Origin of the sequence: Bradyrhizobium sp. OAE829 (genome assembly GCF_040546575.1) — a bacterium.
In the GTDB taxonomy this organism is placed as follows: Bacteria; Pseudomonadota; Alphaproteobacteria; order Rhizobiales; family Xanthobacteraceae; genus Bradyrhizobium.
This window is the reverse complement of record NZ_JBEPOE010000001.1, coordinates 7839322-7852103: the sequence shown is the minus strand read 5'-3', so window position 1 is coordinate 7852103 and position 12782 is coordinate 7839322. Positions and strand designations below refer to the sequence as shown.

Genomic DNA, 12782 nt, shown 5'->3' with positions numbered 1-12782 from the left:
CAGTGATTTAACCCTGCGGGCGATCCGGCGGGCGAGTTGCTTGACTTTGCGCCCCTGACGGCACATCCGAGAGCGACATATTCCGGAGCCGTATCAGTGAAAATTTCAGCAACGCTCGCATTCGCCGTCGCGGTTACGTTTGCCTCGCCCGGCTTCGCCCAGACGCCGCAGGCACCCAAGGCCAAGGCAGCGCCGCGTTCAGCCCAGGCAACGCCATCGCCGACGCCGACCCCGCAGGCCGATGCAGCGCCGGCCAACACCCCCGCCCCTCCCGGCTGGGTCGCGCGCTGCTCCAGCCCAAGCCGCGACGCGCCGCTCGAATGCGCGGTCGAACAATCAGCGGTTCTGACCAAAACCGGTCAGGTGATCGTGCTGCTCAACATCCGCGTCGCCGGCGACAACCGACAGCCGATGGCCATTATCCAGTTGCCGCTCGGATTAAACCTGCCGGCGGGCGCCAAGCTCCAGGTCGACGACGGCAAGGTTTCGGATCTGCAGATCCAGACCTGCGAGCAACGCGGCTGCTACGCCAACAGCCCGATCCCGGCGGATATGCTGGCGGCGATGAAATCCGGCAAGCAACTGAAAGTGTCGTTCCAGAACATGGCCAAGGAAAGCATCACCATTCCGATGCCGCTCGCCGACTTCGCCCCGGCCTACGACAAGATCAAGTAACGGCGCGTCCATCGCTCAGGCGACGGCCCCCGGCAGCGGCAACTCCGCTTTCACGGTCACATAGACGGTGTTGCTGGCATCGTGATCCCCGCGCCAATTGTCGAAAGTCACGACATGGGTTGTCGAGGTCGCAAAGGCGCCGGCCAGCACGCGCTCGAACGCATCATCAGGTGGATCGTTCGACCACAGCGCGAATACCCCGCCCGGCTGCAGATGGCCGGCAAGCCGCGCCAGCCCTTCCGGCTCGTACAGCGCGGCGTGCCGCGGATGCAGCAGCTTGCGCGGCGAGTGATCGATATCGACCAGCACGGCATCGAAACGGCGCCCCTGTGAACCCGCATCGAACCCTTCGGCCGAGGACGACATCGCAAAGAAATCGCCATGGGCCAGGCGGCAGCGCGGATCGCCGGTGAGTTCCTTGCCGAGCGGCAGCAATCCCTGCTCGTGCCATTCGATCACCTCGGAAAGCGCATCGACCACGATCAGTGAGCGCACGCCGGCGTTTTCGAGCACCGCGCGCGCGGTGTAGCCGAGCCCGAGGCCACCGACCACCACGTCCAGATCCCCGCGATCGAGCGCCGCGAGGCCGAGCCGCGCCAGTTCGATCTCGGCCAACGTGTACTGGCTCGACATCAGAAACTCGTCGCCGAGCTTGATTTCGTAAATATCAACGTCGGACATCGGCCGCCTGCGGCGGCGCAGGCTGAGCACGCCCATCGGCGTCGGGCGGAAGTCGAGTTCTTCGAACGAAAGGCTCATTGGCCAAGGCCTGACTGCGGCCCGGCCGCGTCGTAAAATACCGGCGGATTTGCCGGGCCCCATGCAACAACGCCTTCCCCGCGCGCTTGCCAAGGGCGCAAGGTAGCGAGTAGAAGGGCGCCAGTTCGCTGGATTCTCCGGATCCGGCTGCCAGCAATTGCCGACCAGCCATCAAGCCATTGATATCGCTCGGCAATTCTTGGGGAATGGTGTAACGGTAGCACAACAGACTCTGACTCTGTTTGTCTAGGTTCGAATCCTAGTTCCCCAGCCAGACTTCTCGAAAAAGCCCAGCAGCGCTAACGCCGTAGAATCGAGCCCTCTGGATGCGGCGGCCGATGGTATTGGACCATTCTCCAGGCTGCGCGATAGACGACGTCAAACTTGCCCCATGGCCCCGGCGGTTTCCAACTCGGCTGGCCTGTAGGGCGGGTTCTCTTTAACCCGCCATCTCGCATGGAACGGCGGGTTAAAGAGAACCCGCCCTACCCAACTGAGCTTGCCTGTGCCCCTCACACCGGCGGCGTTCCATGGGTATGAAACGACTCGATCGTCTTCAGCCCCCAGGCCTGGCCCTTCTTGCGCTCTTCCTCGGTCCAGACGATCGGCTTCCAGTCGGGCGCCAGGATGAGACGGGCGCCGGCGTTGGCGACCTCGACGCGGTTGCCGCCGGGCTCATAGACATAGAGGAAGAAGGTTTGCTGGATCGCGTGCTTGTGCGGGCCGGTCTCGATGTGGATGCCGTTCTCCAGGAAGATGTCGGCCGCGCGCAATATCTCCTCGCGGCTGTCGAGCGCGTAGGTGACGTGATGGAAGCGGCCCATCTTGCCGTAGTGATCGCGGGTGTAGGCAAAATCGTAGCTCTTGTTGCACATCGTCATCCACATCGCAGCTTCCGTGCCGTCGTTGAGCACGATCTGCTCGGTGGTGCGCAGGCCGAGATAGTTTTCGAAGAACAGCCGGTTGGCCTTGATGTCGACCGCGAGGCAATTGAGGTGGTCGAGCCGGCGCACATTGACGCCGCGCGCCGGAAACCGCTGCGCCTGGTTCTTCAGCGCCGGCTTCAGTTCGGGCGGCGCCTGGTACCATTCGGTCTCGTAATAGAGCTCGACAATATGGCCGTCCGGATCGCGGCAACGGAACGCCGGCCCCTGCCCCATGTCGCCGTCGACCCAGCCGATGTCGAAGCCGGATCCTTTCAGTGCGGTGACGCGTCGCTCCAGCGCCTGCGGGCTGCGCGCGCGCAGCGCCATGTGCTCCATCCCTGAAGTCTTCGACGCCGTCAGCTTCAGCGAATAGCGCTCGTAGTCGTCCCAGCCGCGCAGGTAAACCGACTCGCCCTTGCGGCCGCTCACCGTCATCCCCATCACGTCGACAAAGAATTTTTCGCTCTCCTCCGGCTTCGGCGTCAGCATTTCCATATGGCCGAGATGGGCGAGATCGAAGATCGGTTCTGATGGCATGGATGATTTCTCCCGTAGGGTGGGCAAAGCGCAGCGTGCCCACCATTCTTGCTGTGTCCAGGATGGTGGGCACGGCGCTGTGCGCCTTTGCCCACCCTACAATTACAGTGCTCTGGTCACATCATCGAACAATTCGTCCACTGCGTAGGCACGCGGAATGAGCCTCTGCTGCGCGCAATAGCCGATGATCAGTTCCAGCGAACGACGCATCTCATCTGCCGAGAAACGTGGCGCGGCGGATGATGCCTTGGCCGACCCCGCCAGCAGCCGATGCACTTCCCGCACTACGGCCGGATTTTTCTCGCACAGCCCTCGGCTTACCACCACCATGTGGTTGATCGGCACCACCTTGTGCTTCGTAGCCCACGCTTTCTCCTCCGCGGCGACATCGGCGAACAGCGGTTTCAAATCCGCATGGTCCGACTTCTCGCCGAGCACCGCGTCGAGTTCACCATCAACAAGCATCTGGATGATTGGCTTGCCGGGCGGCGCCCGTTTGGTCGTGTCCTTGAATTCGGTGACATGGGCGTCCTCGAGGGTCACCCAGTCGATCGAATTAAGGTCGACGCCGTAATCATTGGCGAGGATGCCGCGCAGCCACGCGCCGGTCGTGGTGGTAAAGGAGCGGATACCGACGCGCTTGCCGGTAATATCCTGCGGCTTCAGCGCGCCCCGCTTGGCGTTGTACAACGCATGTCCATGCTGAAAGCGCGCCATCACCACATCGGGCAGCAGCACCATCGGCTTGTCAAAACTCCTGGCCATCAGATAGGTGACGATAGCCATCTCGGAGACGTCGAACGCGGCCTCGCGGACCATCGGCTTGAAGCCCTTGTTGGTCGGCGAATAGTCGACGAAGTCGAACTCGACCAGATCGGACTTCAGCGCGCCGCTCTTCAGCGCCGCGGTGCCGGGATGATCGCCGAGCAAAGTGCGAAGGCGCATTGCCATCTCAGTCGCTCTCCGGCTCGTCGATATAGACGAGGCCGGCCTTCGCCAGCGGCTCGCGCATGTTGTACATGTCGAGGCCGAGCACACCGGCGGCGAGTTGCTTGCGCTTGCCGTCCTCGTCGGCGTGGCGTTTTTCGCCCTTGGCAACGACGTCAGCGGCATCTTTCCGCCTGACGACCACGACGCCGTCGTCATCGGCAACGACAGCGTCGCCCGGCACCACGTTGATTCCGGCGCAGACCACGGGAACGTTGACGGCGCCCAAGGTAGCCTTGACCGTGCCCTTGGCGGAAATCGCCTTCGACCACACCGGAAAGCCCATCTCGCGCAGCGCCTTGGCGTCGCGGACGCCGGCATCGATCACGAGGCCCCTGACGCCGCGCGCCATCAGCGAGGTCGCGAGCAAGTCGCCGAACATGCCGTCGGTATTGTCGGTGGTGCAGCCGACCACCAGAATGTCGCCCGGCTTGCACTGCTCCACCGCGACATGGATCATCCAGTTGTCGCCGGGTTGCGCCAGCACGGTCACCGCCGTGCCCGCCGCCTCGCCGCCGGCCCACACCGGACGCAGATATGGTTTCATCAGGCCGAAGCGGCCATAGGCCTCATGCGCAGTGGCGACGCCGAGCGCGCCGAGGCGATTCACGAGGTCGGCGTCGGTGCGCTTGATATTCCTGACGACGACGGTCTTCATGCCAGTTCCTCCATCGCCATCGGGAACAGCCGCTGATAGGCCTCGCCATAGGTCATGGCCTTGCCGGAATTGCGGCCACCCTGCATGCCCCGCTGCAGCGCGACGCGCTCATAATACGCCCACAGGTGTTTTTGCGCGGCGAGAATTTCAAAGGTCTTGCGCTTCTGCTCCCAGACCTCGTCGATGTTGAGGATCACCTGCGGCTTGAAATTGCACATCTCGGGCTGGTGCGGCTCGAACAGGAACACCGGCGGCGCCGCGTAGGTGTACTTTGCGCCGGGCTTGTGGCCCATCGCCTGCGCGACCACGCGGGTCTCCTGCGCGAAATGCGCGGCGTTGGGATGATCGAAATTATACGGATCCTCCAGCGCGTGGGTGAGCACGAAGGACGGATTGAGTTCGCGGTAGATATCGACCATGCGGTCGAAATGCGCTTCGGTGGTGCGCAGCGGGTAGTCGCCGGCATCGAAGAATTCAATCTCCGCGCCCAGCATCTCGGCGGCGCGCTGCGCCTCGTCGCGCCGTCCCGCCTTGACCTTTTCAAGCGTGGCGCCGGTCTCTTTCCAGGCGAACTGGCTCTCGCCGCGTTCGCCGAACGACAGGCAGGCGATCTTGATGCGGTAGCCCTTTTTGGCATGCAGCGCGATCGCGCCGCCCGCGCGCCAGACGAAATCGCCGGGATGCGCCGTGACCACGAGTCCGGTCTTGTTTGCACTGGTCATTACTGTTTCCTCTTTCGTGTTCCGGCTAGAGCCTTTTTCCGTTCCGATGAAACCGGAACGGGGCTCTAGATTATTGATCTGACGCATTTTCTTGACACGAACCGGTGTCCACTTCGCTGGAAAACGCTTTACTGCTTCTCGATGCCCGCCCGCTCGATCACTTTAGCCCATTTCTCGATATCGTCCTTCAGCCGCTGCGCGATTTCCTCCGGCGTGGAGGCCTTGGCCTCGATGCCCAGCTCGAGCGCGCGCTTCTTCAAGTCGGGCGTGTCGAGCACCTCGCGGAGCGCCGCATTGAGCGTCTTGATCACCTCCGGCGGCGTGCCCTTGGGTGCAAAAATCGCGTTCCAGGACCGCGCCTCGAAATCGCCGCCGCCGGCTTCCTTGACCGTCGGAACGTCAGGCAGGAACGGCGTGCGGACCGAACCTGAAGTCGACACCGCCGTCACCGCCTTATCTGATATGTGCGACTGCACCGCGGTGTAATTCTCGATTCCCATCTGGATATCGCCGCGCAGCAGCGCGATCAGGACGTCTGGCGAGCTGCGGAACGGCACGATGGTGACATCGACGCCGGCAGTGGATTTGAAAAGCTGCGCCGAGAGGTTTTGCGTCGAGCCGACATTGATGGTGCCGACATTGAGCGTACCGGGCTTTTCCCTCGCCGCCTTGATCAGGTCCGCCAATGTCTGGTACGGCGAGCCGGCCTGGGTGACGAGGATGAAGTCGAAATAGCCCATGCTCGAGACCGGAACGAAATCCGTGACCGGATTGAAGCGAAGGTTCTTGAACAGGGATACCGAGATCGCGGTGCCGTTGCTCAGCAGCGCCAGCGTATAGCCGTCGGCGGCCGACGACAGCACCGCGCGGGCGGCGGTGATGCCGCCGGCGCCCGGCATGTTCTCGATGATGAAGCGCTGCCCAAGCTTTTCGCCGAGCTTCTCCGTGACGATCCGCGCGGTGACGTCGGCAACCCCGCCCGGACCGAAGGGCAGGATCAGCCGCACCGGGCGGTTTGGATAGTTCTGGGCGCTGGCGATCTGCGGCATCAGCAGCGATACTGCCAACACAAATGCGCCTGCGATCGATGTGCAGCGGCCGTTCAAACCAAAACCCTCGGGCTTGACCGTCATGGTTGATCCTTCAGAACTCAAACAGCCGCGCGGGATTATCGACCAATATTTTCTGCTGCAGCTCGGGTTCCGGCGCGAACAGTGGAATGAGGTCGACCAAATCGCCGTCGTTCGGCATCGCCTTGACGTTGGGATGCGGCCAGTCGGTTCCCCAGATCACGCGATCCGGCGCGGTCTCGATGATGCGGCGCGCGAACGGCACCGCGTCGTGGAATGGCGGACCGCTGGAGGAAACCCGCTCGCAACCGCACACCTTGACCCAGCACTTCTCGTCACGCTGCATCAGCTCGATCAGGGTCCGGAACGGCAACTGGCCGAGACCGTCGGCGGCCTTCACGCGCCCCATGTGATCGATGGTGTAGCACACCGGCAGTTTTGCCAGCAGGTCGGCATATTCAGGCAGATCGATCGCATCGAAATGCAGGTCGATGTGCCAGTTCAGCGGCGCCACCATCGCGGCAATGCGGTGGAACACCGCCATGTCGGGCACGCCGCCGAGATGGCGCACGAAATTGAAGCGGCAGCCGCGGAAGCCGCCCTCGTGAAGCTCCTGAAGGCCGCGCTCAGTGATGGTATCGTCGATATTGGCGACGGCGCGAAAGGTCCCGTTGCTGACGGCGATGGCGTCGAGCGCAACGCGGTTATCGGTGCCGTGCACGCTGGCATTGACGATGACGGCCCGGCCAATGCCGATCTTCCTGTGCAGCGCCCTGAAATCCTCCAGCGGCGCGTCCGGCGGCGTGTACGGCCGTCCCGGCGCATAAGGATATTTGTCACCGGGGCCGAAAATATGGGTGTGCGCGTCGCACGCCAGCGGCGGCAGGCGGAATTTCGGCGTCCGCGTATTGCGATCCGGGCCGGGAATCGTTGGCTTCGACATCATGCTCTCATGGGGTGCGTGAGCGCGAACCGGCCGGGGCTTTCCTGGCTCCGGCTTTCGCAGCAGTTTCTGCGGCCGCCTGGCCGTTGATGTCAGGCGCCTGCAGCGAGGCGACGGTGGCGGAAACCAGTTGCTCGATCGCCTCGGCCATGTCGGCGCCATCAGCCTCGCCGCGCGACAGCCGCGTCACCCGCTCCGGGTTGACCAGGGTGTAATACAGCGCGCCGAGCAGGAACTGGGAGCGCCAGACCAGCGTCTTGCGCGGCAGATGCGGCAGACTCTGCTCGATCGCTTCGATGAAGGCGTTGGTGGTGTCGTCGAATATCTCCGCAATGATACGGCCGACGACGGCATTACCCTCGGCAGACATCACCGCGCGCAGCCGCGTGAACCGTGCGCCACCGCCCGCCAGATCGCTGCTCGACGAAAACGCCGGCTGCACATAGGCGCGCACGATCGCCTCCAGCCGGTCCTGCACGTCGCGCACGCGCCGCGCCGCCACCAATAGCTCGATGCGGCGCTTGTTCATGGGACCGCAATGCCGCTTGTAGATTTCGAGCAGCAGGCCGTCCTTGCTCTTGAAATGATAGGTGACGCTGCCGGGGTTGGCGCCCGCCTCTAGGGCGATGTCGCGGATCGAGACCGCGTTGAAGCCCCGGGTCGAGAACAGGCTCTCGGCCGCGCTGAGGATGGCTTCCCGCATATTGGGATTGCGCGTCATGAGTTTTCTTTGGGTTCTTCTTTGGGGTTTGCTTTCCACTTTTTCTTTTGTACAGATGTACAAATTATCAGGTCTAGTCAACAAATAAGTGAGTGGCGGCGGGAAACACGACGCTGCTCCGTGGACTGGGCATTGGAGAGCGGTATGACCGGAAGGCGCCAGATTATTATTGCGGTTCTGACGGTTGCGGCAGCCCTTTGCTGCGGCAGGGCCGTTGCGGCCGATCCCGACGTCAAACAAATCCTCGCACCGGGCGGTACGCTCAAGGTCGCGCTGTACACGGGAACGCCGACTTCGATTCTGCCCGATCCAAAGGCTGGCGGACCAAAGGGCGTCGGTTACGATCTCGGCAAGGAACTCGCAACGCGGCTCGGCGTACCCTTTGAGCCCGTCATTTTTTCCAGGAATGCCGAGGTCCTTGAGGCGGTCAAATCAGGCAAAGCCGACATCGCGCTCACCAACGCGACGGCCGCGCGGGCACGGGAGATGGATTTCGGCCCGCCCGTTTTTGAAGTCGAACTCGGCTATCTCGTGCCGAAGGGCTCGGCGCTCACGGCGCTGGCCGAGGTGGATGCAGCGGGCATGCGCGTCGGCGTCACGGCAGGAAGCTCCTCGGACGGCACCCTTACGCGCGACCTGAAGAAGGCCGAGATCGTGCGCGCGGCAAATTTCGATGCCGCGATCGAGATGCTGACGGCCGGCACCCTCCACGCCTATGCCACCAACAAGGCCTCCCTGTACGAAATGTCGGAGAAGCTGCCGGGATCAAAAGTGCTCGACGGCCGCTGGGGCGTCGAGCGTTTCGCAATCGGCGTCCCCAAAGGACGCGACGGCGGGATGGCGTTCATCCGGCAGTTCACCGAAGCCGCGAAGTCGGAAGGCCTGGTCAAGGCCGCGATTGCGCGCGCGGGGCTGCGCGGCGCGGTCACGCCGGAAACACAGAATTAGCGGCGTACGCCGCCCACCTCCAACCATCGATCCGGACAAGAAGGATTTCCTATCATGCTGACGTCACGCAAACTCATCCGTTCTGTTCTGGCCGCGGCGTTATTCTCGTTGGCTGGTACGCAGGCAAACGCCGAGGGTTTCCCAAGCAAGCCGGTGCGCATTCTGGTGCCTTATGCCGCCGGTGGCGCGGTTGATGTCCTCGCGCGCACGGTCGGCCAGTCGCTGTCGAAGATCTGGGGCCAGCAGCCCGTGATCGAAAACCGGCCCGGCGCCGGCGGCACCATCGCTTCTCAGGCGCTGACCCAATCCGCGCCGGACGGACACACCCTGATCCTGGTTGCCAGCGGCCATCCGCTCAATCAATTCTTCTATCCAAAGCTGCCCTACGACACCTTCAAGGATTTTACCGCGATCAGCGAGATCGCCGCGTCGCCGCTCGCCATCGTCGTCTCCAAGAACAGCCCGGTGAAGAATCTCGGGGAGTTGCTGACGATCGCCCGCGAGAAGCCCGACGCCCTGTCCTACGGCATGTCCGGCAACGGCACGTCGGCGCACCTTGCCGGCGTACTGCTCAACTACATGGCCAAGGTGAAGATACTGGCGATTCCCTACAAGGGCGGTGCGCCCGCCCTCACCGCCGTAATATCCGGCGAGATTCCGATCAGCGTCAATCCATTGCCGGAGGTCGTCGGCCAGCTAGAGGGCAGTACGGTGCGCGCGCTTGCGGTGACGACGGCGCAGCGCGCCAAGGCGCTGCCGGATGTCCCGACGGTCGCGGAGTCCGGCTTGCCCGGCTACGACGCGTCGGTGTGGTGGGGCTTTCTCGGACCCGCGGGCATGGCGCCGGAACTGGTGACCAGGATCAACGCCGATCTCAAGGCCGCTCTCAACGACCCGGCGGTTCTGACCGCGCTGGAAAAGATGGGCGCGACGCCGGTCGGAAACACGCCGCAGGAATTCGACGCGTTCATGCGCGCGGAGGCCGCCAAGTGGGAGCCGGTGCTCAAGGAAGCCAACATCAAGATGCAGTGAGGGCCGCCAACGCGACGCCTATCGCGCATTGGCCGGGGCATGCACCGGCCACAAATCGGCGCGCCAGTGCAGCATGATCGCCAGCATCAAGGCGAGACCGACCGCCGCGTACAGCGTTCCCGTCGCGGCGAAGCCGATCTCGTCGATCAGGCTGCCTGCGGCCAGAAGGCCGAACGGCAGGCCATAGATCACCATCATGCGCACGCCCATCACGCGGCCGCGGAAATTCTCGGCTGCCGTGCGCATCAGGATGACGGCGATCGAGATCATGGCGAGGCTCTGCGAGAAACCGGCGATGACCAGGCAGACGATCGCGGTCGGCACCGTCTGCATCTGCACGAACAGCAGCAGCGTCGCATACCACAGCACGGTCGCGGCAATCATGAGCCGCGCCACCCTTATGCCGTGGATCAGGCTCAGCACGATCGAGCCGGCCAGCGAGCCAATCGCAAAACTTGCCGAGAGATAGCCGAGCCCGGTCTGGTTGGTGCCGTAGATCGTCTTGGCCACATAGGGCAGCAATCCGTTGGTCAGCGGATAGGCCGTGAGGTTGGCGAGGAACGCGACCCACAGCGCGGCGCGCATGCGCGGTGTGGTCCAGCAATAGGCCACGCCCTCCATCAGGTCGCGCAATGGCGAGGGCCGCAGCACCTCGCCTTCGGTGTCGCCCGTCGGATGCGGCTTGGCTGAAACTACCACGCACAGCGTCAGCACGGTCGCGATGAGATAGAGACAGACGATCGCCACATAGGCCGGTCCCATCCCGAGCGCGGCGAACAATCCGGCGCCGCTCAGCGCGCCGGCGATGCGCGCGGTATCCATCGTGGTTCGGGAGATGCTGATCGCGCCGATCAATTGATCGCGCGGCATGATGGTCGCAACCAGCGCGCCGCGCACGCCGAGGTCCGACGGACGGACGACCCCCATCAGCGCCGCGACGATAAATACAAAGAGTGGACTGAGATGGCCTGACAGCGCCAGCGTCATCAGCACGGTCGCCAGCACCGCGTAGCACGCACGCATCATGGCCAGGAGATCGCGGTGGCCGATGCGGTCGCCGACCACGCCGAACATCGGCGCAACCAATGTGCCGATATAACCCAAGGAGGCGAACACGGTGAGCAGCAGCACCGAACCGGTCTCGACCAGCACGTACCAGCCGAGGATGATCATCTCCATCTCGAACGCCCACGAGGTGAGCAGATCGGCGGGCCATTGGAAACGATAATTCCGGATCCGGAATGGAGCGAGCGCGGAAGGCCGCGCGAAATCGCTCAAGACGCGCCGTCGCGATTCATCGCGTTCCACCCTGCCCTGTTTCTTGTTCTTTGCTAGAGCTTGGATAGCGTGCAGGGATCGCTTGTGTCAATTGAGACGGGCTTTCGGGCAGTCGTGCGGATTGCACCGCTGCTATGCGCCCGCCTTGTCCCCGGCCTGCCGCGGACGTGACTTTCACTTCGAATCGATTCCGAGCTTGCCCGCGCGTGCCGCCGGGTTTGAACGACGTGTCGCAAGGCAGATTTATCGCGTGGCCGGGAGTCTCAGGACGCACCGAAATCCGACATGACTGCTCGACGTATCGACCGCCTCGGCACTGCGCGCGGCCGGTCGATAGCGCTGGCAATAATTCGGCGCAGACAGATGCGAACCACCCTTGATGACCTTACGGGGAATTTTGACGTTCGGCTTGCGAGGGTCGTAGCTGCCGTCCATGAGTCCGCCGCGCGGATTCCTGGAAATGCAACCTGCCTTTGCGGCATTGGCCCCGTGCCTTGGCGAATACCAGTCGGCCGTCCATTCCCAGACATTGCCGATCATGTCGTAGATCCCGTAGCCGTTGGGCGAGAAAGCCGTCACCGGCGAAGTACGCTCGTAGCCGTCCTGACGCAGATTGCGCAACGGGAATTCGCCCTGCCAGGTATTGGCCAAGTGAACGCCGCCGGGCGCCAGTTCATCGCCCCATGCGAATTCGGCGCCGTCGAGCCCGCCGCGCGCCGCAAACTCCCATTCCGCCTCGAGCGGCAGATCCCTGCCCGCCCATTGCGCATAGGCGAGCGCATCCGCGTAAGACACATGCACCACAGGATGATCGTTCAAGCTATTGATGTCGCTCTTGGGACCATAGGGATGCCGCCAGTCGGCTCCCTGCAAGAAGGTCCACCATCGGTTGCGGTCCCGTAGATCATAAGTCGAGTGCGGCCTGTCGAACACGAGGGAACCTGCGTAGAGCCTGTCCGGCAACCCACCGGGATGGTACTCCGGATCGGGCGGGATTTCGGCGCAGGTCTTGTAGCCGGTCGCGATCACAAATCGCGCAAACTGACGGTTGGTCACCGGCCTGCGGTCGATCCAAAAGCCGTCCACCGTCACAAGGTGGGCCGGCGCTTCTTCCGGATAGTGATTGTCGGAACCCATTTGGAACGTGCCGCCGGGTACCCAGACCATATCGATAGTCCAGTCATCCCTGGATGCCCGATTGCCCGGCAGGATGTCGGGTTGCAGCAACGTCACGGCAAGAACTCCAGCAATGCGCAGTTGGCACAGCGCATTGGCCATTGGCTCGATCCCTGAAAGGCTCACGGGCGCGAAGCATTGGCGCCCACGCAAGCTAGATGAATCTCGAAGCGATGTGATGTGCAGTTTGTGCCAATCTGCAAAGGCGCAACGTCAACCCTGATGGAGAACTTCGCAAATCGATCAGTGCATTGATGCCGTTCTGTTCAAAACTTTAGACAAATATTCTCATCACGACCGCAAGCGTGCGCGAGCCTTCTTGCAACAGCGCAAGACCTGACCGACGAAAT

The 12782-nt window shown here is 63.1% G+C and carries 13 protein-coding genes and 1 tRNA gene; 4 read left to right on the top strand and 10 right to left on the bottom strand.

Annotated elements, in window-relative coordinates; all coding sequences use genetic code 11:
* Positions 1-96 precede the first annotated feature (96 nt).
* Entirely contained in the window at positions 97-675 is a 579-nt protein-coding gene (locus tag ABIE49_RS37205; RefSeq protein ID WP_354067172.1) for an invasion associated locus B family protein, read from the top strand.
* 15 nt (positions 676-690) lie between these two features.
* Here ABIE49_RS37205 and ABIE49_RS37200 read toward each other — a convergent pair whose 3' ends face one another.
* Entirely contained in the window at positions 691-1434 is a 744-nt protein-coding gene (locus ABIE49_RS37200) for a polyamine aminopropyltransferase (protein ID WP_192740404.1), read from the bottom strand.
* A 200-nt stretch (positions 1435-1634) separates the two neighbouring features.
* On the opposite strand from ABIE49_RS37200, the gene ABIE49_RS37195 reads away from it, so the two are divergent.
* Positions 1635-1708 (top strand) — tRNA-Gln (locus ABIE49_RS37195).
* A gap of 238 nt (positions 1709-1946) precedes the next feature.
* Here ABIE49_RS37195 and ABIE49_RS37190 read toward each other — a convergent pair.
* From ABIE49_RS37190 to ABIE49_RS37160, 7 genes are all read right to left on the bottom strand, one after another.
* Positions 1947-2897, bottom strand: a complete 951-nt coding sequence (locus ABIE49_RS37190) for a catechol 2,3-dioxygenase (RefSeq protein ID WP_192740405.1) — start codon at positions 2895-2897, stop codon at positions 1947-1949.
* 102 nt (positions 2898-2999) lie between these two features.
* Positions 3000-3842 carry a substrate-binding domain-containing protein gene (locus ABIE49_RS37185; RefSeq protein ID WP_354067171.1) on the bottom strand — a complete coding sequence of 281 codons (843 nt, stop codon included), beginning with the start codon at positions 3840-3842 and terminating at the stop codon, positions 3000-3002.
* A 7-nt stretch (positions 3843-3849) separates the two neighbouring features.
* Positions 3850-4542 (bottom strand): 4-carboxy-4-hydroxy-2-oxoadipate aldolase/oxaloacetate decarboxylase, encoded by a 693-nt coding sequence (locus ABIE49_RS37180; RefSeq protein ID WP_192740407.1) that lies wholly within the window; start codon positions 4540-4542, stop codon positions 3850-3852.
* A complete protein-coding gene (locus tag ABIE49_RS37175) occupies positions 4539-5264 on the bottom strand; it encodes a PIG-L deacetylase family protein (protein ID WP_192740408.1) in 726 nt (241 codons plus the stop codon). Before ABIE49_RS37175 ends, ABIE49_RS37180 begins: the two co-directional genes overlap by 4 nt.
* 128 nt (positions 5265-5392) lie before the next feature.
* Complete coding sequence (locus tag ABIE49_RS37170) at positions 5393-6397, bottom strand: Bug family tripartite tricarboxylate transporter substrate binding protein (protein WP_192740409.1); 1005 nt, start codon at positions 6395-6397, stop codon at positions 5393-5395.
* Between the two features lie 10 nt (positions 6398-6407).
* A complete protein-coding gene (locus tag ABIE49_RS37165) occupies positions 6408-7277 on the bottom strand; it encodes an amidohydrolase family protein (RefSeq protein ID WP_354067170.1) in 870 nt (289 codons plus the stop codon).
* 7 nt (positions 7278-7284) lie between these two features.
* The gene (locus ABIE49_RS37160; RefSeq protein ID WP_192740411.1) at positions 7285-7998 is read right to left on the bottom strand and encodes a TetR/AcrR family transcriptional regulator; all 714 of its coding nucleotides are present in this window, start codon (positions 7996-7998) and stop codon (positions 7285-7287) included.
* A 144-nt stretch (positions 7999-8142) separates the two neighbouring features.
* Here ABIE49_RS37160 and ABIE49_RS37155 point away from each other — a divergent pair, with 144 nt between their 5' ends.
* Both ABIE49_RS37155 and ABIE49_RS37150 read left to right on the top strand, forming a co-directional pair.
* Positions 8143-8946 carry a transporter substrate-binding domain-containing protein gene (locus ABIE49_RS37155; RefSeq protein ID WP_192740412.1) on the top strand — a complete coding sequence of 268 codons (804 nt, stop codon included), beginning with the start codon at positions 8143-8145 and terminating at the stop codon, positions 8944-8946.
* Positions 8947-9000: 54 nt separating this feature from the next.
* Positions 9001-9978, top strand: a complete 978-nt coding sequence (locus tag ABIE49_RS37150; RefSeq protein ID WP_192740413.1) for a Bug family tripartite tricarboxylate transporter substrate binding protein — start codon at positions 9001-9003, stop codon at positions 9976-9978.
* A gap of 18 nt (positions 9979-9996) precedes the next feature.
* On the opposite strand, the gene ABIE49_RS37145 is transcribed toward ABIE49_RS37150, so the two are convergent.
* Positions 9997-11256 (bottom strand): MFS transporter, encoded by a 1260-nt coding sequence (locus ABIE49_RS37145; RefSeq protein WP_192740414.1) that lies wholly within the window; start codon positions 11254-11256, stop codon positions 9997-9999.
* A gap of 243 nt (positions 11257-11499) precedes the next feature.
* Positions 11500-12423 (bottom strand): formylglycine-generating enzyme family protein, encoded by a 924-nt coding sequence (locus ABIE49_RS37140; RefSeq protein ID WP_192740459.1) that lies wholly within the window; start codon positions 12421-12423, stop codon positions 11500-11502.
* Positions 12424-12782: the final 359 nt, after the last annotated feature.